This is a genomic window from Paenibacillus tepidiphilus, from assembly GCF_008635795.1.
GTDB classification, from domain to species: Bacteria; Bacillota; Bacilli; order Paenibacillales; family Paenibacillaceae; genus Paenibacillus_AQ; species Paenibacillus_AQ tepidiphilus.
The window spans coordinates 291,056-316,510 of the sequence record NZ_VWRQ01000001.1 but is presented as its reverse complement, the minus strand read 5'-3'; the positions used below and the strand labels follow the sequence as shown (position 1 = coordinate 316,510).

General features: G+C 56.8%; 25 protein-coding genes. 18 read left to right on the top strand and 7 right to left on the bottom strand.

The annotated features are described in order from the left end of the window. Positions 1 to 25: 25 nt before the first annotated feature. Positions 26 to 934, bottom strand: a complete 909-nt coding sequence (locus F1379_RS01395; protein ID WP_150265527.1) for a L,D-transpeptidase family protein — start codon at positions 932 to 934, stop codon at positions 26 to 28. 191 nt (positions 935 to 1,125) lie between these two features. Here F1379_RS01395 and F1379_RS30165 point away from each other — a divergent pair, with 191 nt between their 5' ends. The 7 genes from F1379_RS30165 (at position 1,126) to F1379_RS01360 (ending at position 7,711) form a co-directional block, all read left to right on the top strand. After that, positions 1,126 to 1,584, top strand: a complete 459-nt coding sequence (locus F1379_RS30165; protein WP_239004507.1) for a hypothetical protein — start codon at positions 1,126 to 1,128, stop codon at positions 1,582 to 1,584. Positions 1,585 to 1,779: 195 nt separating this feature from the next. Beyond that, on the top strand, positions 1,780 to 2,784 hold the full coding sequence (locus F1379_RS01385) for an ABC transporter substrate-binding protein (RefSeq protein WP_338046053.1): 1,005 nt from the start codon (positions 1,780 to 1,782) through the stop codon (positions 2,782 to 2,784). Between the two features lie 122 nt (positions 2,785 to 2,906). Then, positions 2,907 to 4,592 (top strand): AraC family transcriptional regulator, encoded by a 1,686-nt coding sequence (locus tag F1379_RS01380; RefSeq protein WP_150265525.1) that lies wholly within the window; start codon positions 2,907 to 2,909, stop codon positions 4,590 to 4,592. 280 nt (positions 4,593 to 4,872) lie between these two features. Beyond that, the gene (locus F1379_RS01375) at positions 4,873 to 5,304 is read left to right on the top strand and encodes a hypothetical protein (protein WP_150265523.1); all 432 of its coding nucleotides are present in this window, start codon (positions 4,873 to 4,875) and stop codon (positions 5,302 to 5,304) included. After that, positions 5,271 to 5,462: a hypothetical protein gene (locus F1379_RS01370; RefSeq protein WP_150265522.1), complete on the top strand. Its 192-nt coding sequence runs from the start codon at positions 5,271 to 5,273 to the stop codon at positions 5,460 to 5,462. The genes F1379_RS01375 and F1379_RS01370 overlap by 34 nt, the downstream gene beginning before the upstream one ends. 172 nt (positions 5,463 to 5,634) lie before the next feature. Beyond that, positions 5,635 to 6,369, top strand: a complete 735-nt coding sequence (locus F1379_RS01365) for a glycerophosphodiester phosphodiesterase (RefSeq protein ID WP_150265519.1) — start codon at positions 5,635 to 5,637, stop codon at positions 6,367 to 6,369. A gap of 4 nt (positions 6,370 to 6,373) precedes the next feature. Then, complete coding sequence (locus tag F1379_RS01360) at positions 6,374 to 7,711, top strand: MFS transporter (protein ID WP_150265517.1); 1,338 nt, start codon at positions 6,374 to 6,376, stop codon at positions 7,709 to 7,711. A gap of 48 nt (positions 7,712 to 7,759) precedes the next feature. On the opposite strand, the gene F1379_RS01355 is transcribed toward F1379_RS01360, so the two are convergent. Both F1379_RS01355 and F1379_RS01350 read right to left on the bottom strand, forming a co-directional pair. Beyond that, on the bottom strand, positions 7,760 to 8,620 hold the full coding sequence (locus F1379_RS01355) for a GGDEF domain-containing protein (protein WP_150265514.1): 861 nt from the start codon (positions 8,618 to 8,620) through the stop codon (positions 7,760 to 7,762). Between the two features lie 79 nt (positions 8,621 to 8,699). Continuing rightward, positions 8,700 to 9,284, bottom strand: a complete 585-nt coding sequence (locus F1379_RS01350; protein ID WP_150265512.1) for a histidine phosphatase family protein — start codon at positions 9,282 to 9,284, stop codon at positions 8,700 to 8,702. 233 nt (positions 9,285 to 9,517) lie between these two features. On the opposite strand from F1379_RS01350, the gene F1379_RS01345 reads away from it, so the two are divergent. The 6 genes from F1379_RS01345 to F1379_RS01320 all read left to right on the top strand — a co-directional run bounded on the left by F1379_RS01345 (position 9,518) and on the right by F1379_RS01320 (position 15,354). Further along, the gene (locus tag F1379_RS01345) at positions 9,518 to 10,666 is read left to right on the top strand and encodes a phosphodiester glycosidase family protein (protein WP_150265510.1); all 1,149 of its coding nucleotides are present in this window, start codon (positions 9,518 to 9,520) and stop codon (positions 10,664 to 10,666) included. A gap of 221 nt (positions 10,667 to 10,887) precedes the next feature. Beyond that, a complete protein-coding gene (locus tag F1379_RS01340; RefSeq protein WP_150265508.1) occupies positions 10,888 to 11,871 on the top strand; it encodes a helix-turn-helix transcriptional regulator in 984 nt (327 codons plus the stop codon). An 81-nt stretch (positions 11,872 to 11,952) separates the two neighbouring features. After that, positions 11,953 to 12,405, top strand: a complete 453-nt coding sequence (locus F1379_RS01335; RefSeq protein WP_150265506.1) for an SRPBCC domain-containing protein — start codon at positions 11,953 to 11,955, stop codon at positions 12,403 to 12,405. Between the two features lie 580 nt (positions 12,406 to 12,985). After that, positions 12,986 to 13,243, top strand: coding sequence for a FeoA family protein (locus tag F1379_RS01330; RefSeq protein WP_150265504.1), 258 nt, complete (start codon positions 12,986 to 12,988; stop codon positions 13,241 to 13,243). Then, entirely contained in the window at positions 13,236 to 13,967 is a 732-nt protein-coding gene (locus F1379_RS01325) for a FeoB small GTPase domain-containing protein (protein ID WP_150265502.1), read from the top strand. Before F1379_RS01330 ends, F1379_RS01325 begins: the two co-directional genes overlap by 8 nt. Next, the gene (locus F1379_RS01320) at positions 13,945 to 15,354 is read left to right on the top strand and encodes a nucleoside recognition domain-containing protein (protein WP_150265500.1); all 1,410 of its coding nucleotides are present in this window, start codon (positions 13,945 to 13,947) and stop codon (positions 15,352 to 15,354) included. Before F1379_RS01325 ends, F1379_RS01320 begins: the two co-directional genes overlap by 23 nt. 131 nt (positions 15,355 to 15,485) lie before the next feature. Here F1379_RS01320 and F1379_RS01315 read toward each other — a convergent pair whose 3' ends face one another. Together F1379_RS01315 and F1379_RS01310 are read right to left on the bottom strand one after the other, a co-directional pair. After that, positions 15,486 to 15,722, bottom strand: coding sequence for a hypothetical protein (locus tag F1379_RS01315; RefSeq protein ID WP_150265498.1), 237 nt, complete (start codon positions 15,720 to 15,722; stop codon positions 15,486 to 15,488). Between the two features lie 833 nt (positions 15,723 to 16,555). Next, complete coding sequence (locus F1379_RS01310; RefSeq protein ID WP_150265496.1) at positions 16,556 to 17,968, bottom strand: aminotransferase-like domain-containing protein; 1,413 nt, start codon at positions 17,966 to 17,968, stop codon at positions 16,556 to 16,558. Positions 17,969 to 18,353: 385 nt separating this feature from the next. Between F1379_RS01310 and F1379_RS01300 the strand changes: the two genes are divergently transcribed. Continuing rightward, on the top strand, positions 18,354 to 19,334 hold the full coding sequence (locus tag F1379_RS01300) for a DMT family transporter (RefSeq protein WP_150265491.1): 981 nt from the start codon (positions 18,354 to 18,356) through the stop codon (positions 19,332 to 19,334). A 190-nt stretch (positions 19,335 to 19,524) separates the two neighbouring features. Here the strand turns inward: F1379_RS01300 and F1379_RS01295 are convergent, their stop codons facing one another. Beyond that, complete coding sequence (locus tag F1379_RS01295; RefSeq protein WP_150265489.1) at positions 19,525 to 20,694, bottom strand: YsnF/AvaK domain-containing protein; 1,170 nt, start codon at positions 20,692 to 20,694, stop codon at positions 19,525 to 19,527. 334 nt (positions 20,695 to 21,028) lie between these two features. Here F1379_RS01295 and F1379_RS01290 point away from each other — a divergent pair, with 334 nt between their 5' ends. From F1379_RS01290 to F1379_RS01275, 4 genes are all read left to right on the top strand, one after another. Further along, positions 21,029 to 21,340, top strand: a complete 312-nt coding sequence (locus tag F1379_RS01290) for a (2Fe-2S) ferredoxin domain-containing protein (protein ID WP_150265487.1) — start codon at positions 21,029 to 21,031, stop codon at positions 21,338 to 21,340. A gap of 162 nt (positions 21,341 to 21,502) precedes the next feature. Continuing rightward, positions 21,503 to 22,366, top strand: a complete 864-nt coding sequence (locus tag F1379_RS01285; RefSeq protein WP_150265485.1) for an AraC family transcriptional regulator — start codon at positions 21,503 to 21,505, stop codon at positions 22,364 to 22,366. 78 nt (positions 22,367 to 22,444) lie between these two features. Then, positions 22,445 to 23,434, top strand: a complete 990-nt coding sequence (locus F1379_RS01280; RefSeq protein WP_150265483.1) for an aldo/keto reductase — start codon at positions 22,445 to 22,447, stop codon at positions 23,432 to 23,434. Positions 23,435 to 23,678: 244 nt separating this feature from the next. After that, positions 23,679 to 24,587, top strand: a complete 909-nt coding sequence (locus tag F1379_RS01275) for an aldo/keto reductase (protein ID WP_150265481.1) — start codon at positions 23,679 to 23,681, stop codon at positions 24,585 to 24,587. A gap of 72 nt (positions 24,588 to 24,659) precedes the next feature. Here the strand turns inward: F1379_RS01275 and F1379_RS01270 are convergent, their stop codons facing one another. Beyond that, positions 24,660 to 25,391 carry a ZIP family metal transporter gene (locus tag F1379_RS01270; RefSeq protein WP_150265479.1) on the bottom strand — a complete coding sequence of 244 codons (732 nt, stop codon included), beginning with the start codon at positions 25,389 to 25,391 and terminating at the stop codon, positions 24,660 to 24,662. Between the last annotated feature and the right edge of the window lie 64 nt (positions 25,392 to 25,455).

Below are 25,455 nucleotides of genomic sequence, written 5' to 3'. Positions count from 1 at the left end.
GATGGAGAGAACGGCTTTCAACTTGTTAAAGGATATGAACCGTCTTCGAGGTCTGATCCCACTTGAACTGCACCCCGAACACCTGCGGAAAAGCGCTTAGCGGAAGCATCAGTCTGCCGCTAAGGTAACGCGTGGGCAGCATCTTCTGCACCTCACCGTTTACCGTTACAGTATCGGCGAGCGGCTTCAAGACCGCTCTGTGTCCGCCTCGCGTAATCACCAGCGCGCCTCCGGCTTCCTGCCCCAGGACAGCGCCAACCACCCCTGCGGCTTCCCGAAGCGGAACATATACCCGCGACTGCTCCAGCAGAAAGGGCTGCTCCAGCTGCACCGTTGTTCCGCCGGCGGTGATTGCGCCGGCGAAGGTCATCTTCCCTAATGGATAGCCGTGCCGCTTTGCGATCTCCTTCATCCCCAGAGTTGTCGAGGTGATAATGACTTCCGTGTTCTTCGGCACCCGCGGATACAGCCAGTGAATGTCCTCATTATGCATCCGTATGCAGCCTGCGCTGACGTACTTGCCTATAGAGGCTTCATTGTTATTGCCGTGAATCGCATACGTCGTGCCCATCGTGCCGTTCACTTCCAGCCCCAGCCAGCGGTCGCCGAGCGGATTGGCCGGATCGCCGCCGGGAATCTTCTCCTTGTAATACGGGCGGTTCTTTACCTTGACTACAATTTTGAACGTGCCTTCGGGAGTCAGCTCCCTTGTCTTTCCGGTCGCCACCGGAAACGTCCGCTCCAGTCTGCCTGCTGTGAAATAGCCGAGCTGATTGGTTTTTTTGTTGACGACGATCAGACTGGATGAGGACGAAGATGCTGCTGATGCTGTATTTCCCGCCAAACCGGTCAAGCACAATAACAGTAACGCTAGGGCAAACGCCAGCAAGCGCGCGCCGCCAGTCCGCTGCCGGACGGCTGTCTGCAGATTCATGCTGCCACACCTCCAGTAATGGGCAATAATGGTAACCTCGTTCTACATAGACGCAGCTCGCTGTAATTAGTTGCAGGACTGCCTGTACCCTTTTTGCCCGGCTCGTCCGGCCTCCGGCAGCATGAATATTCCAGTCCTGGCCTCGGGATAATAAGCCTGCAGGACAATTTAATGCCAAGGAGGCAACCCTTTTGTATTCCAACATTTCGAACCAGATCAATCAATGTGAGCAGATTATCCAGCAGCTGGTGAGCCAAACCCAGCAAGCCAGCCAAAACTATCAACAATTGCTGCAGCAGGAGCAGCAGAATGCTTCCAGACTGGAAGAGCTGTCGCAGCGCGAGCATAAAGCAGCTCAAATCATCCAGACTGCACTGCAGGGACATCACACTGCAATTCAGCAGCTGCAGCAGGTAACCCAAAGCCTGCGCCAGATCGAACAAGGTTCCGTAGCGGGCTTTAATTCTGCAGGGCAAACCTTTAATCCGGTACACACTTCAACGTTTACGCCCTCTTTTAACCAACAGCCTCAGCATCTGAACCAAGTGCCGCTGAACACGTCATTCGGTTCGCAGCAGCATATCCCGTCGCCGATGCCAATGGGACAATCCTTCGGCTCTTCCCTGAACCAGGGCCGCAGCTTCCAGTAATATCGCCGGGTGTAATACGCCGCTGTCCTGCAAGCCATTTGCTTGCGGGATGGCGGCTTTTTGGCTATGCATTGGACAAAGACAATGATCCTGTCTGTGTTTTGTCCATTGAGCGGCAGAAAATAATCCTTTATGATATCCTTTAATTGAGAGTGATTATCATTATTGGTGATCGATATTTTAGGGGGCATAGAGATGATGAAACAGTTTAGACAATCAATTACGTTCCTGAGTGTCATCGTGCTGATGGCAACCTTGCTGCTGGCATGCGGCAACGGAGGGAATGAACCGGCGGCTGCAGACAAAAATAACACGGCGGAGGCCTCTCCTGCTGCTGAAACAGCCGGGAGCAGCGAGGCGGCAGACTGGACTTATACCGATTACATGGGGCATAATTCGCAAATTCCCGCCCATCCGGAGCGGATTGTATACTCCGGCGAAACCTACGGGGATCTGACAGCTCTTGGCGTAAAAGCAGCCGGCTACCCGCTGTCCATGGGCGAGGGGAAAATTTTTGAGGATCAGCTCAGCGGTGTTGAAGATGTGGGATTCCCGATTAACCTGGAGAAGACACTGGAACTTCAACCCGACCTGATCATCTATGCAGGCACCGACGAGGCCGATTACGAGGCATTGTCCAAAATAGCGCCGACCGTTATTTTTGATACCTTCGCCCCGCTGGAGGAACGGATGCCGGAGATCGGCAAAATTCTGGGCAAGAGCGATGAGGCCGCAGCATGGCTGACCCAGTATAAGACGGACGAAGCGACAATGTGGCAGCAGCTCAAGGAATCCGGCTTGAAGGAAGGCGAGACCGCCACGGTCTTCACTTATTATCCGGGGGACAGGCTGTTCGTGATGGCCGGGACCGGGCTGCCGCAGATGCTATACGAGGAGAATGGCTTCAAGCCAACCGCAGCCGTTCAAAAGGTTATTGATGAAGGCATGGGCTTCCAGGAAATATCCCGCGAGGTGCTGGAGGACTATGCGGGTGACCGGATTTTCATTCTGACCCCCGTTGACGAAGAGGCTCAGGCATCAACGGACGCAATGATGCAAAGCCCGATCTGGCAAAGCCTGCCCGCGGTCAAGAATGGTTATGTCTATACGATGGACATTACGAAAAGCTCCAGCGATGCCACCACCAGAAAATGGCTGTTAGACGAGCTTCCTGGCATGCTCAGCCAGACCAGACCATAAACGCACAGGATCAGGCTCCGAATTCACGAAAGAAGCGTATCAACAACTGTTGATATGCTTCTTTGTTTTTTATACAATTAAATAATTGATAATTATTCTCATTAGTGAAAGGAGCGCCGCATATGTCCCATGATCCTGCACCTTCTGTCCCGCTCCGCTCGCTGCTCTTTCAGTTGGCTGAGGCCAAGCAGGTGGTCCAATCCCCCTCTTTCCGAGCCCTTCCTTACAATGATGCTCATCATACGCTTATCTTGGTGTCCACGGGGTCCGGAGAGCTGCATATCAACGGCCAAGTGATGCCTATAAGTGCCGATAAATGCTATCTGCCGCCAGCCGGCGACTCTTATACGATTGAAGCACCGCACGGGGTTCTCGAATACTGTCAGTTCACATTCCGGGCTTTGCATGCGGCAGAGGAAGCTAAGCCGTTCCATGGAGAGCTTTTTCCGGCCAAAATAGAGCTGATCTGTCTTCCGTTCCACAGAATTCTCCGGCTGGCCCGGGAGATTGTCGCGCTAAGCGGTGAACCGGCGGATGAGGTGATGCATTTCAAACGGCAGCTGATCTTCCAGGAGCTGCTGCTGCTCCTGTTCGAGCAGCATCTTCCCTCGCGTCAATCGCCCGGTCCGGCGCAATCTGTGGAACGCACGGTCCGCTACATCGAGGAGAACTACACCGAGAATATCACGGTAAAACAGCTTGCCGAAATGGCCGGGGTCTCCCCTTGGCAATACACCGCGATTTTTCAGAGATTAACCGGGAAGAAACCGCTTGATTATGTTGCCGTGCAGCGGATTGAACGCTCCAAGCAATATCTGCAGGAAACGGCCGAGCCCGTCCGCGAGGTCGCCAGACTGGTCGGCTTCTCCGATGAGTATTACTTTAGCCGCCGTTTCCGCCAGAAGACCGGCATGACTCCGGGGCAGTATGCGCTTGAGCACAAACCACGGACAAAGGCCACTGACTGGACCGGCCATACCGTAGAAATTCCGGAACGTCCGCGGAGGATTGTCTATCATGGAGAAACGATGGGCGATCTGCTGGCGCTTGGAATCCGGCCGGTCGGCGGGGACAAGGCGTTCACGCTGAACAGCGTGTACAAGCACAGGCTCAAATCAGTGGCCAATGTCGGCTTTCCTCTGGACCCGGTATTAACCCGGTCTTTAAAGCCGGACCTGATTATACTGGCGAGTCCGAATGAGCGGACCTATGAAACAGTGGCAGGCATTGCTCCCACGCTTACCTTTGACACCTTTGCGCCCCTTGAACACCGTATGCGGATATTGGGAAAATGGTTTGGCAAGCAGCAGGAAGCCGAAGCCTGGATCACGGCATACGCCGGCAAAAATGCAGCCATGTGGTCACAGCTTTTCCGGCAGTCGCTGAATTCCGGGGAATCCGCCACCGTTCTGTTCTACGATCATGGTGACCGGCTGTTCGCCATGGGGACGACAGGACTGTCCAGCGCCCTGTATGTTCCCGGCGGCTTCCGTCCTCCGCAAGCGGTCAAGTCCATCCTGGATGAGGGGCTCGGCTTCACGGAAATCTCTCCGTCTGAGCTGCCTCATTATGCGGGTGACCGGATCTTCATGCTTGTTCCGGGGCGCAGGGACTCGCGGGCAGCCATGGAGACACTGCTGCGGAGCCGCCTCTGGCGCAGTCTGCCCGCCGTGCAGCAGGGCTGCGTTTATTTGCTGGACAGCGCCAAATGGAATTTCGGTGATGCCTTAACACGGGAGAAGCTGCTGGTGCTGCTGCCCAAGCTGCTTGCACGGAGAAACAGCAAGTCTTCCTTGGGCATGCCGTGAGTGTCTCTTGATTGGCTGAACGGTTCGGGCGGAATATAATTACGACAAACCCGAAATCATGGAGGGGATGTACCGATGAGTCAGCAAGAAAGAGACTTTATCCGCATACCTATTAATAACCCCGCTGCTCACAAAACTCTCCCGTGCTTTCGATGCAAGTTTTGTACGTTGCTGATTCCCGGATGCTTTGCTCACAAAACCAGGCCCATGCTTTCGATGCAAGTTTTGTACGTTGCTGATTCCCGGATGCTCTGCTCAAAAACTTTTAGGAGGCGGTACCATGCTTATTGCCCTGGCTATCTTCTGCGCCGCAGCCGGAACTGCCTTGCTGGTTGCAGCCGCTGTGCTGCAATTCAGGCTGGTCGCTCCCCCGGCCCCGCTGCATACGCTGGCGCGCTCGCTTGCCCCCTTCAATTTAAGCTTTCCGGAACGCTTCATTACCCCCGACCAGTCGCACATCATCGCTCTGGACGATAACGGCAAATCACTGGCGGTCGGCTCGTATCTTCCGGGAACCGAGGCACCCCCTGTGGCCAGGCTGTATTCCTTCGAGGCTATCCTTGGCTCCGAGCTGGTAGAGAATTCCCTGACCCTCAGCAAGGTCAGCAAAACCAGCCGGATCACCAGCACCCCGGCGCATTCCCACCCGCAGACACACCCTGCTCGCCCGGCCAAGCAGTGCCCGATATCCCCGAGGAAGTTAACGAGCTGACGCTCAAAATCTACCTCCTGAACGAGGACACCCCCGTCCTGTCCATCCCCTTTCTGCCCGGCCTGGCCCCGGCCCGAAAGACCGATCCGCAGTATAACGAGGCTTTCAGCGAAGCGAAGCAGGTGCATGAAATTATCCACGGGATCGTGTCGGCCTGACGCGGTCCCCTTTTTTTGTCACAGCGAGGTAAACGCTCTGTAAAATTTTCCGCTGCGGTAATTTCCCGCCCCATCCGTACAGGGTTATCGGCCGCAGTGTGGAATACAAAGAAGGAGGTCCGCGTATCCTGCGGTCCCGCTAACTTCTATCAGAGGCGGAGGAATCACGTTCATGAACATTATCAATTTTGCACACCGCGGCGCATCGGCGGTCTGTCCGGAAAATACAATGGCGGCATTCCGCAAAAGTCTGGAGCTCGGCGCCACCGGCATTGAAACCGATGTGCAAATGACCCGGGACGGCAGGCTGGTGCTCATCCATGACGAAGAGGTAAGCCGTACCACCAGCGGCAGCGGCTTCATTAAAGACCTTACTCTGAGTGAGCTGCAGCTGCTTGACTCCGGCTCCTGGTTCGCTCCGGAATTTCAGGGGGAACGCCTGCCGCTGCTGGAGGATTTGCTGGAGCTGCTGCAGAACCGCGACACCATTCTCAATATCGAACTGAAGAACGGCGTATTCCTGTACCCGGGAATGGAGGAGAAGGTCATTGCGCTTGTACGGGCCTACGGGCTGACTGAACGCGTTGTGATATCCAGCTTCAACCACTATTCGCTCGCCTACTGCAAATCGCTGGCGCCGGAGATCCGCACAGGGGTTTTATACGGGGAAGGCTTGTACCGTCCATGGGATTATGCCGCTACCGTGCACGCGGATGCGCTTCACGCGTTTCATTTCGCTGTGCTGCCGGAATTCGTCGCCGAAGCGGCTGAACATGGCGTAGTCTACCATCCCTTCACCGTCAACGATCCCAAGCGGATGACCGAACTGATCGACGCCGGCGTGGCCGGTATCATTACCGACCATCCCGATATGCTGGCCGGACTGCTGGCTGCCAAGGGAGTGTGAAGCTGTGAAAAAAGTCTGGCTGCTCGGCTTTGGCTTTTTCAGCATCAGCATCACATGGAGCTTGTATAACGCTTTTGTTCCGTTCTTCCTGGAGAAGTATGTGGAGAGTGTCGCATTAATCAGCTTTATGATGACGATCGACAATTATTTCGCCTTGTTCCTGCAGCCGTGGGTCGGCAACCGCAGCGACCGGACGGTCACCCGGTTCGGACGGCGCATGCCTTACCTGCTGGCCGGAATGCCGCTGGCGGCCGTGCTGACGATGCTGCTGCCGTTCCACAGCGGACTCTTCACCCTGCTGCTGTTCATGATGATGATGAACCTGGCGATGAGCCTCTACCGCTCGCCGACCGTGGCGCTGATGCCGGATATTACGCCGGATGCGCGGCGCACGAAGGCCAACGGCCTGATCAATTTTATGGGCGGCGTCGGCTCCATATTGGCTTTCGGTGCAGGCTCCTTTCTGTACGAGACAAGCCCGGTGCTGCCTTTTCTGGTGGCCGGTCTGATCACGCTGCTCTGCCTGTTCATCGTATCGCGCAGCATTAAGGAGTCCAGGGACGGGATTAACGCTGGACTGGCCACGACATATGCACCGGGGGCGCCGGGTAAGGAGAACGGCACTGCGAACGGCACTGCGAACGGCATTGCGAACGGCACTGCGAACGGCACTGCGAACGGTCCTGCAGACGGAGCGCTGACAGAAGCTGTGACGGGTATTAACGGCAAACCTCCGCGTATTTCACTGCTGCGCCAGCTGGACCGGACCACAATCTGGCTGCTGACGGCCATCTTCTTCTGGTTTGTCGCTTATCAGGGCGTAGAGACGCTCTTCACCCTGTACGGCAAGAACCATTTGGGGCTTAGCGAGCAGGCGGCTTCCTTTTCGCTTACTTTTTTTTCGCTGGCATTTGTGATCTTTGCCATTCCGAGCGGATGGCTGGGCGGGCGCTTTGGGAAAAAGAAGGTCATTACCATCGGCGTCATCGGACTGACGGCCGTATTCATTCTGGTGAGCCTGACGGAGAGTTTGCTGGCGCTGCGGGGGCTGCTGCTGGTGGGCGGGATGTTCTGGGCCTGCATCAATATTAATTCATATCCTTATATCGTGGCGACGGGCACCGAGGAAAGCATCGGAACCCGTACCGGGATGTATTATCTGGTCTCCTCGCTGGCGGCCATCAGTTCCCCGCCCCTGCTGGGGCTGCTCATCGACCTGACGGATTACGCCATTCTGTTCTATGCCGCAGCCGGCAGTATGGCGTTGGCCTTGCTCAGCCTGTTTCTGATGAAAGGGCCGTCCAAAGACGCCGGAACCCCCGCCTACTCCCGGGAATCCTGAACCGGGCCAGGCTCTGCAGTGCCAGAAGTGCCCTTGACCCCGGTCTGATCACGCTTCATTAGCCCTGGAGCTGCCAACCCACTGCTGCACGGGCTGCGTCTGACCGCCTTGGCGGTAGACGGCGTAGCGGCCTTTGCCCAGCTGCTTGGCGCTGTACATGGCCGAATCAGCCTCTTTCAGAAGACGCACCCGGTCCACCTTGCCGTGGCTGAGCGTTACGCCGATGCTGACCGATAAATACAGGTTGTGCTGCTCCAGCAGGTAATGGCCGTTGATCCGCTCCATAACCTGCACGGCAAGTCTTTCGGCGTCTTTACGTCCGCAGCGCTTGGCAATAATGACAAATTCATCGCCGCCGACCCGGAAGAGATGGCGCCTGTTCTTCAGGGAGAACTGCTGCAGGCTGCCGCCGACCGCCTGCAGCAGCAGATCGCCGACATGGTGGCCCAGACTGTCGTTGATGGACTTGAAGCGGTTGAGATCCATATAGAGCACGGCAAGCTGCTCCCCCGGTTTGCAGCGGTTCCAGAAATGCTCCATACCGTTCTTATTGAGCAGACCGGTTAAGCTATCCTTGTAAGCCAATTCCTTAAGCTGCTCCCGTTCAGCCAGCAGCCGGCGTCCCCAGATGAACAGCCGCAGGAAACCGGCAATGGACAGCGCATATAGCCCCAGCGCCACCATCTGGCTGTCATCAGGCTGGAGGAAGCCGGAGATCGTCTGCTTGCCCAGCAGATGCATGATACCCAATCCGCCGCCTGCGGCGGCAATATTCAGGCTCGTGCGAACCGCACGGGTCTTGGGGGCTTTAGCGGAGAACCGCCGGGATAACCACAATATGCCGTAAGCGGCAGCAGCGGCAACGAGAACGGTGCATATGATAAATAGATAATTGCGTGCTTCTTCCAAGGACAATCACATCCTTCAGTACTGTTAATCTATTTATCGGCAGATGCGGCCCGTTCTTTGATGGAAGCTTCTGGGGCCTCTACTCTTGTTCTTGTACATGCTTCACACAATTGTAAAGCTCGCAGGTCCACTCATCACCGTTCTTGACGAGGACGGTAATCGACGTGTTGCCCAGCAGCCGGCTGACATCAAGTGCGGGGACGAGCCCTTTCAGCGTGCTGCGCAATATAGCGCCGTGACTGACAAGAAGAATATTGCCGCCGGGATGGCGCCCGGCAAGCTCCGTCACCGCCTTGACCCCGCGTTCCATGCCGGATTCGTGCGGCTCCAGGCCAAGCTCCAGCTCCCTCCAGTCCTGCCCCCAGCGCGCCAAGCGCTCCTGCTCCGTAGAGCCCTCCAGCAGTCCGCCGTTCATCTCGCGCAGCTCCGGAACGATTCCGGTAACCGGCAGTCCTAGCCGCGCGGAAATAACCTCTGCCGTCTGCTTCGCCCGCAGCAGATCGCTCGTATACAGATACTCCCAGCCTTCACCGCTCAGCCGTCCGGCGAGGGCAGCCGCCTCGCGCAAGCCCTCTTCGTCCAGCGGATTGTCTGTATGGCCCTGAATCCGGCCTTCCTTGTTCCATGCCGTGCTGCCGTGCCGAATAAGACCTATTCTTGTCATCTGCGCTCCCGCCTTCTGTGTGTTGTTATTTGCTGTTGCATGTAAATTATAACACTGCTCCTCCGGACGCCATAACGCATGGAACGAGGCTGCTGCCTGCCCGTCGTTACTTCAGACCGATTGACGGCAAGCTTGTCCTATATAATAATTAATCCGGCTGCTTACAGTGGCCTATACATACATCCCGGTTACAGCAGAACAGCTGTACAGATCAAAGGAGCCTGACCTGTCCCATGAAAAAAGCAAGCCTACTCATCCTGTCCTTCCTCCTGTCGCTTACCGCCGCATTGTCCTTGCCGGGGTCCGCAGAAGCGGCGCCGCCGCCCAAAAATGTCGCATATCTCGATAAAGCGAACACGTCCTTTGTACCGCTGCGTTCTTTAAACGGCCTGGACGGCATCGTTGCGACCGCAGGAAACGACGGAAGCATCGTCATTGCAAGGGGAAAGCTTACCCTCAGCTTCAAGCGCGGCAGCAAAAGCGCAACCGCCGGTGACCATACTCTGACCTTGGCCAAGCCGGCTTTCGCGAGCGGCGGGACCACGTATGTTCCGCTCTCTGCAGTAAGCAGCACGCTGGGCATTAGCCTGCAGTGGAATAAAGCCCCTGATTCGCTGACGCTGACAGCGGGCGATGACAAGATCGTAATGCCGGTGCAGAGCGGCAATCTGATTCAGGCGGAGGCCCCGGCAACTACAAGCGCCACACGGACCTTCAAGGTTGGCAGCCGCTCGTTCACGGTGCAAATGGTCACCGTATCCTTGCTGCATCCTGCGGTTAGCCTGGATGCCGTTCTGGCCGGCAATGCAGTCGGCAAGACCGAGTCGCTCGGCAGCATTGCCAAACGCAGCCAGGCGCAGGCCGCCATCAACGGCACCTTCTTCAACGCCTACACCAAGGATGCCTACAAAGCCCCTTACGGCTATATCGCCGGCGGCGGCAAGCTGCTGATGGACAGCCCCGGCAACAAACGGACGGTGTTTGTATATGACGCCAATCTTCTGGCCGATGTGATTCCCGGGACCGAATTTATGGACCGCTTCAACAGCGGGGCGGTAGCCGGTGCCATTCAGGCTGGCCCCCGGCTTCTGCTTAACGGCCAGCCGGCGATAAACGCCGTCGCCGAAGGCTTCAAGGACCCCAAAATCCTGACCGGGGGCGGAGCGCGCAGCGCGCTGGGGCTTACCCGTGACCACAAGCTGATTCTGCTGACCACGGGCGGTGCAACGATTCCCCAGCTGGCGCAAATTATGAAGCTGGCGGGTGCTTACCAGGCAATGAACATGGACGGCGGCGCTTCGAGCGGCCTGTATTACGGCGGCAGATATTTGACCGAGCCGGGCCGGCTCATCAGCAATGCGCTTGTCGTCAAGACCAAGTAAGCCCCGCGGTGCTTGTGATTAGACCATAGATTCTCAATCAGGCATTCTGCTGTTTCAGACAGCGGAATGCCTTTTTGCTGTGCCCTGCATTTTTGGACCTTCCCCATGCCCGGCCGGCGGCATAAAGGGATTGCAACAAGGACAATCTTCCTGGAGAATTAAAGTATATCTGTGCGCACTTGAGCGGTTCCGACCGAGCGCACCAAGGAGGATACGCCGCTATGGCCAAAGCCGATCATATGCTATCAATTCTGTGGATGCTGCGGCAGCGTAAACGAACCGCCGCAGAGCTGGCAGCGGAGCTGGAGCTTAGCGTCCGCTCCGTATACCGCTATATCGATGCGCTCTGCGCAAGCGGTGTCCCCGTTCTGGCGGACGCCGGTCCCGGCGGAGGCTACAGCCTGCCGGAGCATACGGGGGCGGCGCCGCTGTTCTTTGACGCGCAGGAGCGGCAGGCGCTCGTGCAAGCCTCCGCCTTCGCCCGCGGAAGCGGCTACCCGCATGAGGAGGCGCTGGACCGGGCCATGGTCAAGCTGCGGCGCTACAGCAATGACGCCCAGCTTGCGCAGCTCGAGCGCGATGCGGGCGGCATTGAGATTCTGCATACGCCCGGCGCCGACCTTGCAGGCTGCCTCGCCGACCTGACAGCCTGCGTCACCCAAAGGCTTACACTGGAGATGGATTACCGCAAGGGGAACGAAAGAGAGGGTACCACCTCACGCCAGGTTGACCCCTACGGTCTCGTCCTCTGGAAGGGCCGGTGGTACATGGCCGGGCATTGCCACCTGCGCGGCGAGATCCGCAGTTTCCGTGTGGACCGGATCGCCGGGCTCCGGCGGACGGACAACATATTCGTCCGTCCGGACGGCTTCTCGGCGCGGGAATTTCTGCTGCAGGGACTGCTGCCGGGCGGGGAAACACACTCCCCGCCTGTATCCCTGGTTATCGAAGCGTCTGCTGAGGTACTAAACGACCTTTGCAGCCACTGGCTGTTCGGGCACACCCTGGAAAGTCGGGAACCCGGCAGAGCCCGTTTTCTGCTGGAGGATACCACGATGAACCGGTATGTGCCTTACTATCTGCTGCCGTACGCCAAAGCGCTGACCATTGTCGAGCCCGCATCCTTAAAGCGGCGGATGGCAGCCGTGGCCACCGGGCTGGCCGCCCATTACAGTGAAGAGCCTGCGGAAAATTCCGATCACTGACCGTATCTGTCAGCAATGGCCGGGTATAGTGGATGTAGTCCAAGGTTGCTTGGACAGTAAATCTTGACAGGAGGCCAGGTAATGCAGGATCTGAAATACGATTTTTATATTGGAAGTACACCGGCCAAGGTCTGGGAGGCGCTCATATCGCCGGAGCAAGTGAAGCAGATCTATTACGGCAGTATCATCCGCTCCAGCTTCGTTCCCGGTGAAATGCTGGAGTATGTCGGTCCGGGCGCGGAAGGCAGTGAAACCGTACATGTCTATGGCACAGTACTGGAATTTGTCCCTGAACGGGCACTGCGCTTCACCCATAAGGTGGGCCCGGCCTATTCCGGCGGCAGCGAAAATTACGAATCCCGCATCTCCTGGCTGCTGGAGCCGGCCGGCGGCTGCACCCGGCTGACGCTGATTCATGACGGATGGCATCCGGAAGATCCCTCCTATGCGCCCAGCGCCGGCGCCTGGTGGCAGATTCTGAGCAACATCAAGACCTTGGTGGAGACCGGCGGAACACTTGATTTCGGCGGTTGATCCGCCCGGCGTCCCGTATCCCCACTATCAGATTTAAACCAACACGTCGTCCGCCCTTTGGCAGACGGCGTTTTTGGATTTTACGGAAATATCGATGGGTTAATTGATTTTTGTGCTGCAGAAACTTTTGTGCTGCAGATATTTTGAGTTACAGATGTTGCTGAGTTACAGATGTTGCTGAGTTACAGATGTTGCTGAGTTACAGATGTTGCTGTGTTACAGATGTTGCTGAGTTACAGATGTTGCTGTGTTACAGATGTTGCTGGGCTACAGATGTTGCTGAGTTATAGATGTTGCTGAGTTACAGATGTTGCTGAGTTACAGATGTTGCTGTGTTACAGATGTTGCTGTGTTACAGATGTTGCTGTATTACAGATGTTGCTGATTCACAGATGTTGCTGTGTTACAGATGTTGCTGAGTTACCGGTATTTTTCGTACTGCCGATTATCTTTCCTCAGGGAAACTTTTTTGTTGTCAGGACAAAGTTATTTACATATACTAATATTGTGGAAGTATACAATAAACATTCATGAGGCCATCTTTTGATGCCTATACCAACATATGAAAGAAGGGAACAATATGACTGTTGCCGGCACTCCGTTATCCGAAGCTGCGAACGGAAGCATATTGCGCATTACCGGTATTGATGTTCAAGGGGTGCTCCGGAGAAGACTGCTCGATCTTGGATTTGTGGTCGGCAATGCCGTAGAAGTACTGCGGCGCAGTCCGCTCGGAGACCCGGTCGCCTTTCGGGTGAGCAATACCACCATTGCCCTGCGCCGGGAGGAAAGCTCGCTCATATACGGAGAAAGGATTGGAGGCGGAAGGGATGAGTAAATTCACGGTCGCATTTGCCGGGAACCCGAATACCGGGAAGAGTACGCTGTTTAATCTGTTGACCGGTCTGCGCCAGCATACCGGCAACTGGGCCGGCAAGACCGTCATCACCGCCGAAGGCGAGTTTACACATAACGGCCATACCTACAAGGCTGTCGACCTGCCGGGGACTTATTCGCTGTATTCGAATTCCGCCGATGAAGAGGCGGCCAGAGATTATATTATTTTTGAACAGCCCGATGTTACGCTCGTAGTTCTGGACGCAACCTCTCTGGAGCGTAATTTGAATCTGGCGCTGCAGGTACTCGAAATCACGGGCCGGGCGGTGATCTGTATCAATCTGATCGATGAAGCCCGGCGGCTGGGGATCGAGATTGACCTGAAGGCCATCGCGAAACGGCTCGGCGTCCCGGTTGCGGCTATTTCGGCGCGCAGCGAAATCGGGATCAAGCAATTGCTTGATCAAATTGAACGGGTGGCCACCGGCGCCGTTACCGCACCGCCGCTCCGCATTACCTACAGCGAGGAGATTGAACAAGGCATAGCCGAGCTTACTCCGCTGGTCGAGCGGACAGTCGGCTCCCGCTACCCGGCCCGCTGGATTGCCCTGCGGCTGCTGGACGGTGACGACAGCCTGCTGGCTTCGCTCAAGGAGCACATGGAACGCAAGGAAGCCGCAAGCAGCAAGGAGGTGCTCGGCCATGGAGTTACAGCCTGCCATTAACGGGGAAGGCGCGCTCGATTCCCTGCGCACAGCAGCGAAGAAGCTGGCTGACAAGGGAAGCATCCGCGACGAGATCGTCGGCGGCATTTACGGTGTATCGGCGGAGATCTGCAGCAGCGCCGTCGTTTACCGCGACCGCAAGAAGCTTGGCAGCACCTACAAGCTCGACAATATCGTCACCTCAAGGGTCTGGGGCTTTCCGATCATGCTCGCCGGACTCGGGCTCGTCTTCTGGATCACCATCGCCGGCGCGAATTATCCGTCAAGCTGGCTGGCTTCGCTGTTCAGCTTCATTGAAGGCTATTTGACGGCGGGGTTCACAGCCCTTCACGCCCCGGCCTGGCTGCACGGCGTGCTGGTGCTCGGCCTGTACCGCGGCACCTCTTCAGTCATCAGCGTCATGCTGCCGCCGATGATGATCTTCTTCCCGGTCTTTGCGCTGCTCGAGAACTTCGGGTATCTGCCGCGCGTTGCTTTTAACATGGACCGCCTGTTCAAGAAATCCGGCGGCCACGGCAAGCAGGCGCTGACCATGTCCATGGGCTTCGGCTGCAACGCTGCCGCCATCATCTCCACCCGGATCATCGAATCGCCGCGTGAGCGGATGCTGGCGATTCTGACCAACAATTTCGTCCCGTGCAATGGCCGCTGGCCCACGCTGATTCTGCTCTCTTCCATGTTCATGATCGGCTCGGCGGCAAGCGGTGCATTTAGCACGCTGGCCACGGCCCTGGTCCTGATGGGCATTGTGCTGGTGGGCATCGCCGTTACGCTTACGGTCTCCTGGGTGCTGTCGAGAACTGCGCTGCGCGGAGTACCGACCCATTACACACTGGAGCTTCCGCCGTACCGCCGCCCGCAGATCTTCAAGACCATTCTTCGCGCATCCAAGGAGAAGTCGCTGAATGTACTGACCCGCGCCATCGTTGTCGCCGCTCCCGCCGGGATCATCACCTGGATTCTCGGCAATGTGATGGTCTCCGGCGACAGCGTGCTGAACCATATGGCTGCCTTCTTCGACCCTTTTGCCAGCCTGCTCGGCCTTGACGGCTTCATTATTATGGCCTTCATTCTGGGCCTGCCGGCCAATGAAATCGTCCTGCCGATTCTGCTTATGGGCTATATGTCCTCTGGGGCGATGGTCGATATCGACGGTCTCGGCGGGATTAAGGACATCTTCCTGGGCCAGGGCTGGACCTGGCTAACCGCGCTGAATATGATGCTGTTCTCACTGCTGCATTATCCGTGCGGTACAACGCTGGTGAACATCTATAAAGAAACCAAAAGTCTGAAATGGGCGGTACTCTCTGCCGCCATTCCGCTCGGGATCGCCGTTGCCGTCACCTTCGCTGTCGCGCAGGCCGCCCGCTTGCTGGGATGGGTTTAGAGTAGAGCCAACCTAAGACAAAATTCGCAAAATTCTGATAGTAGCATCAGACAGCAGACGCAGATAGTGGCAGACAGCGCCAGTCAGTAGCGTCAGATAGATGAGACAGTGCAGACAGCCAGTCAATAGCGTTAGTTAGAAGACGATGTAGACAGCAGCGACAGTGCAGATAGCAGTGACACTGCAGACAGCAGATAGCTGAGACAGTGCAGACAGCAGCAGGCAGTAGCGTTTGATACCAGAGACGATGCAGACAGCAAACGCAAGTAGTGGCAGACAACGGTTGACAGCAGCGACAGATAGCGGCAGACAGAGCAAAGCACCCGGACTTCCGCAGCCTGCGGCAGGTTCGGGTGCTTGTAGTTCACAGGTTTTTATCTGAGCGCGTGAAGAGATGCCTGAAAATAATGCTGTTATGTAATTGTTAACTTCGATGCCATACCCGGTTCCCGTATCAAGTTGCTTGCTACTTAGATAACTGAACTCCCGATGCTCTGTTACTCGTCACTAAACAAAAGAGCTCCAGCTCTACTACTCGTCCCCAGCAACACATAGCTTGTGGAGTTGTGGTCGCTTTTTCGCCTACAATTGGCCCGTTCACCCTCACGTAAGCCCCTTGTGGTCGCTTTTTCGCCTACATTTTGCTCGTTTACCCTCGCGGCAGCCCATTGTGGTCGCTTTTTCGCCTACACTTTGACCGTTTACCCTCGCGGTAGCTCATTGTGGTCGCTTTTTCGCCTACATTTTTCCTGTTTACCCTTGCGGCAGCCCATTGTGGTCACTTTTTCGCCTACATTTTACCGTTTGCCCTCGCGGCAGCCCATTGTGGTCGCTTTTTCGCCTACAATCTCTACAGCCCCTTATTAAGTTGGAGTCCTCCCCCACGAAAATGTACACTTAGACATGAGAAGGTTGAGCTCAATATGGGGGAAACGTCCGAACAGGGAGAAAGCTGCACAATAGGCCTTGTCTATCTACCTTGCAAAGCTTCAAATAGTCCATTTACAGAAGCTTCAAACAAACTATTAGCAGGAAGCACCACATAGTCAACTTGCTGCTACTGTGCAAGCAGAAATGACCCTATGCAGCCATGAACGGGAAGGGTCTTCTGCTGCGCATTCTGCCACCCTTCACACTCTTTTCTAGTCAGCCACACTTCTTCAGTCCGCCAACCGGACACGCCTCCCATACACTCACAGCCTCACATCTCTCGCGCCAGCTCCGTCAGGCGCCTGATCCCTGCGCGCAGCACTTGCTCGCTGGCGAAGGAATAGCTGAGCCGCATCCAGGAGGTCATCTCGCCAAGCGGGTCGCAAATCGCCCCTGGCACGAAGGCTATCGATTCCTCCAGGCAGCGCGCAAACAGCCTGTCGACGGATACCGTCTCCGGCAGCTTCACCCACAAATTCAAGCCACCCTGCGGCGCCGTCCACTCCCAGCCTCTACCGGCCAGCTCCTCCTCCGCGATCTCCTTATGCACCTGCAGCGCAATCCGCAGCTTCTCTAAATGCTGCTGAAGTCGCGGCGAGGTGTAATAGTGCAGAAAGATCTTCTGGTTCAGCAGCGGAGTACCATTGTCCGCCAGCGACTTGGCGGTAATCAGGCGCTCGGCGAAGGGATGGCGGCAAGCCACCGCACAGATCCGCAGCCCCGGAGCGACATATTTGCTGAAGCTGCTGATATATACCACCCAGCCCTCCGTATCATAGGCGAAGAACGGCGGCGGCGGTGCAGCGCCGAAATACATATCGCGGAAGGGATCATCCTCCACGAGCAGACAGCGGTAACGCTCCGCCAGCTCGACCATCTGCTTGCGCTGCGCGGCCGGAACCGTGACGCCGGTCGGATTATGATGCGTCGGATTCATGTAGAACATCCGCGGCCTGTACCGACGCATCAGTGCCTCTACCTCCTCCAGATCATACCCCTCCGGCGTAATGTTCACCGGCACCAGCCGGGCACCCGCCCGCCGGAAAATATCCAGCGCCACACTGTACGTCGGGCGCTCCACGAGCACCGCATCCATCGGACCGAGCACGATGTCGGCGATCAGATTGATCGCCTGCTGTGCGCCCGAAGTGATGACAAGCTCCTCCGGTGTCAGCTGCAGCCGGTGCTGCCGCCGGAAATGGCGGCTGAGCGTCTCGCGCAGCTCGACGTCCCCCTGCACGGAAGAGTAGGTCCCGAGTACCTTAGGATAGAGATCGAAAACCTTTTTGACATAATCAGAGAGGAAGAGATTGGGCAGCAGGCCCGGATCAATCAGCGCCTGGGAGAACTGGTAATTGACCGGCAGCCGCTGAATGTCCGACAAAGCATTGGTCAACGAATACGTCGCCACCGCTGCCCCCTCATCGGCAACCTCCGCATCCCCGCGCCCCGGCGAGACATAATATCCCGATTTATCCTTGACATACACCTTGCCGCAGTCCACTAGCGTGCGGTAGGCCTTGAACACCGTCAGCCGGTGAACCTGCAGCTCTTCAGCCAGCAGCCGGATGGAGGGCAGCTTGTCATGGGGCCGCCATTCCCCGCGCTCTATCCGGTTCATCAGATAATCATGCACCTGCCGGAATAACGGGTGCCCATGCTCCGCTTCAGCCATTCTAGCCATGCTCTACTTCTCCTTCCAACTACCCCCGGTATTTCGCCTGCCCGGCTTTTCAGCCTACGCGGCCACATCTGGTCTACCCTGTATACTCTGCGCTATTAGTCGCAGGCTACATCTGCTCTGTTCTGTTCTGTTCTGCCCTGCCTGTCCTGCTCTGCCCTGCCCTGCCCTGCCCTGCCCTGCCCAGCCTTGCCCTGCTCTGCCTGCCCTGTTTTGCCCCGTTCTACCCTGTTCTGCTATGCCCTGCACGTTCTTGTATTCCCTGTATTGTAACCTATTTTCAATCCTATCTGTTCTATATCCCAAAATCTGTTCTATCCCTCACCCGCTATGATTAACGAAATGCTCAACGGCGCAACTACATTTACCGCAAAGGGGTTACATGAATATGATTATGTTGGCTTACTCACTGGTCTGTCTGATCTTCGGCACAACCTTTCTGGCCATTAAAGTCGGAGTGGATGCGGGCGCCCCGCCTTTCTTCTCGGCTGCCATCCGTTTCTTCCTGGCTGGCTCTCTCCTGCTGCTCTGGTGTGTCTGGAAAGGCAAAGCCCGCTTCTCCCTGCTGCTGCGCAAGGAATTGCTGCTCACCGGAGCGCTGCTGACCTTCGGGACCTTCTCTACCCTCTATTGGGCCGAGCAATATGTATCTTCCGGACTGGCGGCCGTGCTGTCGGCAACGGGTCCGATGATGATTCTGCTGCTGCAGACCTCTCTGCTGCGGCAGCGCGCGCCGCGCCGCTCGCTGCTCGGCTGTCTGATCGGGTTCACCGGGGTCCTGCTGCTGGTTCTGCCCAGTCTGGTCATTGAGTTGTCCCCGCTGTGGCTGATCGGCTGCACTGCAGTCCTGGTCGGTGAATGCTGTTACGCAGCCGGTACCCTCTATTCCAAAAAAGTCACCACCACCTTCAAGGAACAGTCTCCCGTTGCGCTGAACGCGGTCCAGATGATGTACGGCGGGGCGCTGATGTTCCTGCTGTCTTTTGCCGCCGAGCGGCCCGACCCCGAAACCCTCCTGTCCCTGCCCACCGCCGGTTCCCTGCTGTATCTGACCGTAGTCGGCTCCATGGTGGGACATACGCTGTTCTATTGGCTGGTCGCCAAGACCAATCCGGTGTTTCCTGCTACCTGGCTCTACATTTCGCCGCCGATTGCCGTTTTTGTCGGTTATCTGTTCTACGGGGAGCCGGTGACCTGGATAACGGTGCTGGGGGTAATCACCATTATCGCCGGTACAGTGCTGGTTAACCTGGAGGCGCTGAAGCACATGCTGAAGAGACAGCGTCAGCCGGCCGGCTTATCCGATACAGACTTGGCCGATTCCGCTAATCCGTCCCATCAAGCACCCCAGCGTCAATCTGCAATTTAGCCACAACTCTACTGCCGCCGACACCACAGGCTCATATGACACCCACACACTCCTGCCGATTCAGACACTCAGGCGGTGCCATCCCCTATCCCTAAAACCCAAAAAAGAGAGGCTCCCACAGTCCGGCTTGACCGGACCCTGGGAGCCTCTCCATTTATGCTACAGCTATTTCACCCGTGCACCGCTTTGCTTAACGGCTCCGGCTGTGGTCGCGCAGCAGTTCATCGCTTGCGTTCACCCGTACATCGCCTGTTTTGTCCACACGCGCCTCTTCGCGCTTCACGGTATCCTTCACCTGCTCGGTACCCTGGACCTCGCGTTTGTGAATATCAACCTCACCGGTAACCACCGTGTTCTTGGTTACCTCCACCTTCTCCTCGCTGACCGGGATACGGATGGTCTCCTCCTGGCCGATCGGCGAAGCCGAGGTGTCATTATTCACCGGACGGCGCTCAACGACAATCTCCTCGTGGGATACCGGCACATTGATGGTCTTTTGTTCCTCCACGATTTCCTTGCGGACATTCACTTCCCCGGTCTGGACCCTGTTCTTCGAGACATCAAGCTGCTCTTCCCGCAGACGGAGCTTGCGCTCTTCCTCCGATTCGTTCAGCGGTCCGCCAAGGCCTGCGGCTTCCGCGCCGATGCCGCGCGGCGTTCCGGAATAGACATCCCCGGTCATTCCCGGTCTGTTCACATCGTCCAAGTTGCGGGTTTCCAGAGGGTCATGCACGGGCGCTGAATTCATCGTATCCAGTCCCGTATCCTTACGACCCTCCAGTCCGGACCCGTTAAAGGCAGCATCCACTGTATCGTTAACAGAACTGCGCGCAGTATCGGCGGCGGTATCGTTAACATCGGTCATGTAGCGGTCCGAATTCGCCGAATTATGCTTGCGGAACACGGTATAGACTTGTCCAGCCTGGCTGTCATCCGTATCCACCATGACCAGAATGCGTCCTTCATCTACATAGTTATCATAAGTTTGCGCTTCATCCTCGGGAATACCAAGACCGATCAGCCCGCCGACCAGTCCGCCTGTGCCTGCACCGACTGCTGCGCCGGCCAGCGTGGCCGCAATCGGGCCTGCGGCGATAATCGGGCCAATGCCCGGAATCGCCAAAGCCCCGATGCCGGCGAGCAGTCCGGTTACACCGCCAAGCACACCGCCGGTCGCCGCGCCGGAGGCAATTCCCTCTGGTGCCTTGGTGCCTGTCTCATTACTGATCGACTCCACATCATCCTTGTTTCTGGCTATGACCGAAATATCCTCGGTCTGGAAGCCGTGCGCCTTCAGATCCTCAATAGCACTCGATGCCTCATGTTCTGTATAAAACACACCTACGATTTTCTTATTCATCACGTTTCCCTCCTGATTTTCAGATGATTTGAAATTTGTCAAGCAGTCTTTCATAGCTTTTAATTAACCACCTCTCCTGGCGTTAAACTGTCAAAAGATCAATATTTCAGCGGGTCCAGAATTAAATTTCTGAAACAGGAAATGTACTCCTCAACCAGAAAAAAGACACAATTCATTCAAACAAGTAAAGTTATATAACACGAAATCCGTGATTTATGCTGATTTGTTAACCCTTTGCGAATATTACGCCAAAGCTCATTACAGAATTGGCAAAAGGGACTATACTCCACATAGGATATGTGAATATTTCTTACAATTCCAAGGGGGCCCGGCCATGAATATGCGTTTGAAGGTATTGAAGAAGCATCTGCTGTTCTGCTGCAGCGAGCACTGCAATAATCAGGAAGTCGAGGATGTAATGCAGGCGTTCAAGGAGCATCTGGTGGAGCAAGGCATCAACAAGACCGTGAAGATCAACAAAACCAGCTGTCTGGGTCTTTGCGGCAACGGTCCTTTTGTCATCGTCTATCCCGACGGCATCTGGTATTACAATGTGACCACTGACGATGTGCCGCGCATTGTAGAAGAACATCTGGTAGGCGGCGAGCCGGTGGAGGAGCTGGTTATGCTCAAAATGGAAGCCTAGCAGCTGCTGCCCCGTCAGAGATTGAATCAGAACCGCACTTTCGTCCCCGCTCTTTGGAGCGCCGGGACCTTTTGCGTTTGGATTGCCGCAAGCGTTGTCATGTATAATGGGGATAGCCCCCTGTTTATCAGGATCATTATTATATAGAAAAGAGGCTGCGGCATGGCCATATTCAAATACAACTCCGCGCGCCCGTCCCGGAGCCAGCCGGATCTGCATCTGCACTACTGGGGCCGGGAAGCCTGCGCGCCGGGCCACAGCGTCGGTCCGGGCATACGCGATCTCTACAAAATCCATTTCATCCATGCGGGAAACGGCAAGGTGAGCGTCGGCGGACAGACCCATGCACTTGGCGCCGGACAAGCCTTTCTGATCTATCCACATATCGTTACCCACTATGCGGCCGATACTGAAGAGCCGTGGACCTACTCATGGATCGCTTTTACCGGGGAGGAAATTGCATCACTATTGGCCCAGACCTCGCTTACGCCCGAGCAGCCGGTGTTCGCCATGGACGAAAAGCTGATGCCCGCCTTGTACGACCGGCTGTCGGAAACTGATGCCGGCGGAAGCAATGACAGCGGTATCGGCTCTGCACTCCTGCTCAAAAGCATCCTGTACGAGTTCTTCGCCCTGCTCCTGCGTACGGTTCCCGTATCCAAAGAGGCATTGCCGCTGCCCCGCCAGCGGAGCGTATATGTGGAACAGTGCCTGCACTATCTCCATGCCCACTACGGCGAGAGCATCACGATGGAGATGATGTCCGCCTCTCTGAAGCTGGACCGTAAATACCTCTCCGGCTTGTTCAAGCGGACCGTCGGACTGCCTCCGCAGCAATATCTGCTGAGCTTCCGGATGACCAAAGCCGGTGAGCTGCTGGCCGAAACCGGCTGCACCATCGGTGAGATCGCCCGTTCCGTCGGTTACCAGGACCCGCTGCTCTTCTCGCGGATGTTCAAGAAGGTAAAGGGCTGCTCCCCCAAGGAATACCGGCAGCGCCATGACGGAGGCGACATTGTTCTATAAAATGCCGTCTTGCTGACATTCGCTTGTCCCGGCCCATACGCTACAATAGGAACGAATCTTGGTGAAGGAGGATTTCCTATGTATGAAGCAAGCTCCGCCCGTTATGAGGGAATGAAATACAACCGTACCGGCCGCAGCGGTCTGCTGCTGCCGGCGGTGTCGCTTGGCCTGTGGCATAATTTCGGCGGCATCGATGTGTTCGAGAACGGCCGCGCCATGATCCGGCGGGCCTTCGATCTCGGCATCACCCACTTCGATCTGGCCAATAATTACGGCCCGCCCGCCGGCTCCGCCGAAGAGACCTTCGGCCAAATCCTGAAGAAGGACCTGCAGCCTTACCGCGATGAGCTGATTATCTCCACCAAAGCCGGCTACCACATGTGGCCCGGTCCATACGGGGAGTGGGGCTCCAAGAAGAATCTTGTCTCCAGTCTCGACCAGAGCCTCAAGCGGATGGGGCTGGAATATGTCGATATCTTCTATCATCACCGTCCCGATCCGAATACGCCGCTTGAGGAGACGATGGCTGCCCTCGATCTGATCGTACGCCAGGGCAAAGCGCTCTATGTCGGTATCTCGAACTACAGCGCCGAACAGACCCGCGAAGCGGCGCAGATTCTCCGCCGCCTTGGCACGCCATGCCTGATCCACCAGCCGAACTACTCCATGCTGTCGCGCTGGATTGAAGACGGGCTGCAGGATGTGCTGGCGGAAGAGGGCATCGGCTCTATCGTCTTCTCGCCGCTCTACAAGGGCATCCTGACCGACCGTTACCTGAACGGGATCACTCCCGACTCCCGCGCGGCCGGACCAAGCGTCTTCCTCTCCGAGAAGGAGATCACAGAGGAAGTGCTGGACAAGGTGCGGCGGCTGAACGAGCTGGCCGCCGCCCGCGGCCAGAAGATGTCCCAGCTGGCTCTGAGCTGGGTACTGCGCGGCGGTAAAGTAACCTCCGCACTGATCGGCGCCAGCAAGGTCAGCCAGATTGAGGATGCGGTGGCTGCGGTACATGCTCCCGAATTGACTGCGGAAGAGCTGGAGCAGATTGAAGCGATTCTGCGCGGATAACCGTAGCTAGCAGGCTGTTGCAGCGGGATCTCGCAAACGGTGAAGCGCTCAAGGTACGACGTTCATCGCCGTACTTATCGCGAATCTCCTGCAGCTCATCCTTGATAAACTTCAGTACCCGGTTATGGTACAGTGCATGTACAGACGGCAACCCGGGCAGTCCCTCTATGGAGCCTGCCCGGGTTGCCGTCTTGCGCTGCGGTGATGATATAATAGGGACACTACGCATGCGAAAGGAGCACCCATGAACAGAAACCGTTTAGGCCCGTCCGAACTTGTGATCAGCGAAATGGGGCTGGGCTGCATGTCCCTCGGCACCGAGGAGAGCAAGGCTATCCCCATAATCCATGAAGCGCTTGAGCAGGGCGTGAACTTCCTGGACACCGCCGATCTGTATGATGCCGGACGCAATGAAGAGATTATCGGCAAGGCGCTGCGCGGACGGCGCGAAGAGGTCATCCTCGCCACCAAAGTCGGCAACCGCCGGGTTCCCGGCCGGGAAGGCTGGGTCTGGGACCCTTCCAAGGCGTACATCCTGTCGGCGGTGAAGGAGAGCCTGCGCCGGCTGCAAACAGACTATATTGATCTTTATCAGCTGCACGGCGGCACGCTGGAGGACCCGATCGATGAGACGATTGAAGCGTTCGAGCAATTGAAGCGGGAGGGCGTCATCCGGTATTACGGCATTTCCTCCATCCGTCCGAATGTTATCCGCGAATATGTACGGCGCTCCGGCATCGTCAGCGTCATGAGCCAATACAGCATCCTCGACCGGCGGCCGGAGGAAGAGGTGCTGCCGCTGCTTGCACAGCACGGCATCGGCGTGCTCGCGCGCGGCCCGCTCGCCGGCGGCATCCTGACCGAACACGGTCAGGACAAGGCTGCCCGGGGCTACCTGGACTACAGCCCCGGGGAACTGCCGGCGCTGCATGCCCGGCTGCTCGCCGGCTGTCAGGCTCCGCGCACCCTGCCGCAGGCGGCGCTGCGTTATCCGCTGGCCGCGCCGGCGGTCGCGGCCGTCATTGCCGGCGCGAGCAGCGCGGAGCAGCTGTGCGGCAACCTCGCGGCGGCCTCGGCTCCGCCGCTGAGCGCGCCGGAGCTTACGGCGCTACGCTCCGTAAGCCGGGCGAACCGCTACACGGCGCACCGCTGAAAGACAAGAAGCAGCCCCAACCATTCTCTGGTCGGGGCTGCTTCTTGTTGTCATTTTACAAAGGCCGGGGACTCATCCGAAGAACTGCGTAATGTACAGCATCGCCAGCAGACCGGCAATGAAAGAATACGTCGAGGGCCGCTCATAGCCATGCCCGTGGCTCTCCGGAATAAGCTCCTTGTAGACGATGAAGAGCATCGCCCCTGCGGCAAATGCCAGCCCGTAGCCGACCACATTGTGCAGATAACTGGCCGTAAAATAACCGACTACCGCCGATACCATCTCCATCAGGCCCGTCAGCGCAGCCATCCCCACCGCCTTCGCCCTGGAGGCCTGCGAATTCATCAGAAAGACGGCCAGAATGAGCCCTTCCGGCATATTCTGGGCCCCGATGGCAATCGCCACCATGGGACCGAGGCTGGCTTCTTCACTGGCATAACTGAAGCCGGTGCTGAGCCCTTCGGGAATGTTGTGGATGAAGAGCGCGATCATAACCAGCAATGCTTTTGAATCCATATTGGTGAAGCCAGGTTTGTTCTCCACATCGATGTGGGGAATGTTATGCTCGATCAGATCCAGCAGCAGAACGCCGGTAATCAGCCCCAGGCTGAGGGCGATAATTCCCGATTCCTCGATGGCCTGCGGCATCAGGCCAAAGGCGGAGGCGGACACCATAATACCCGCGGTAAAAGCGACCAGAATATCCTTCCACCGCTCCGACAACCGCCGGACGAACAGGATCGGAACCGCACCCAGCACTGTTGCCATGGCCGACAAAAAGCTGCCCAGCAGCGCATTAACCACATTAACAACTCCTTTGCTTGGACAGGACTTTATCAGTTAATTCTATGCGCGGGAAGGCATGAGA

Bases quoted from the DNA above. Each gene is read 5' to 3' on its own strand.
- F1379_RS01295 (WP_150265489.1), bottom strand. From the start codon at position 20,694: ATGAATAAGAAAATCGTAGGTGTGTTTTATACAGAACATGAGGCATCG.
- F1379_RS01365 (WP_150265519.1), top strand. From the start codon at position 5,635: ATGAACATTATCAATTTTGCACACCGCGGCGCATCGGCGGTCTGTCCG.
- F1379_RS01350 (WP_150265512.1), bottom strand. From the start codon at position 9,284: ATGACAAGAATAGGTCTTATTCGGCACGGCAGCACGGCATGGAACAAG.
- F1379_RS01285 (WP_150265485.1), top strand. From the start codon at position 21,503: ATGGCCATATTCAAATACAACTCCGCGCGCCCGTCCCGGAGCCAGCCG.
- F1379_RS01375 (WP_150265523.1), top strand. From the start codon at position 4,873: ATGCTTATTGCCCTGGCTATCTTCTGCGCCGCAGCCGGAACTGCCTTG.
- F1379_RS01300 (WP_150265491.1), top strand. From the start codon at position 18,354: ATGATTATGTTGGCTTACTCACTGGTCTGTCTGATCTTCGGCACAACC.
- F1379_RS01385 (WP_338046053.1), top strand. From the start codon at position 1,780: ATGATGAAACAGTTTAGACAATCAATTACGTTCCTGAGTGTCATCGTG.
- F1379_RS01275 (WP_150265481.1), top strand. From the start codon at position 23,679: ATGAACAGAAACCGTTTAGGCCCGTCCGAACTTGTGATCAGCGAAATG.
- F1379_RS01320 (WP_150265500.1), top strand. From the start codon at position 13,945: ATGGAGTTACAGCCTGCCATTAACGGGGAAGGCGCGCTCGATTCCCTG.
- F1379_RS01330 (WP_150265504.1), top strand. From the start codon at position 12,986: ATGACTGTTGCCGGCACTCCGTTATCCGAAGCTGCGAACGGAAGCATA.
- F1379_RS01345 (WP_150265510.1), top strand. From the start codon at position 9,518: ATGAAAAAAGCAAGCCTACTCATCCTGTCCTTCCTCCTGTCGCTTACC.
- F1379_RS01280 (WP_150265483.1), top strand. From the start codon at position 22,445: ATGTATGAAGCAAGCTCCGCCCGTTATGAGGGAATGAAATACAACCGT.
- F1379_RS01380 (WP_150265525.1), top strand. From the start codon at position 2,907: ATGTCCCATGATCCTGCACCTTCTGTCCCGCTCCGCTCGCTGCTCTTT.
- F1379_RS01340 (WP_150265508.1), top strand. From the start codon at position 10,888: ATGGCCAAAGCCGATCATATGCTATCAATTCTGTGGATGCTGCGGCAG.
- F1379_RS01325 (WP_150265502.1), top strand. From the start codon at position 13,236: ATGAGTAAATTCACGGTCGCATTTGCCGGGAACCCGAATACCGGGAAG.
- F1379_RS01310 (WP_150265496.1), bottom strand. From the start codon at position 17,968: ATGGCTAGAATGGCTGAAGCGGAGCATGGGCACCCGTTATTCCGGCAG.
- F1379_RS01335 (WP_150265506.1), top strand. From the start codon at position 11,953: ATGCAGGATCTGAAATACGATTTTTATATTGGAAGTACACCGGCCAAG.
- F1379_RS01395 (WP_150265527.1), bottom strand. From the start codon at position 934: ATGAATCTGCAGACAGCCGTCCGGCAGCGGACTGGCGGCGCGCGCTTG.
- F1379_RS01290 (WP_150265487.1), top strand. From the start codon at position 21,029: ATGAATATGCGTTTGAAGGTATTGAAGAAGCATCTGCTGTTCTGCTGC.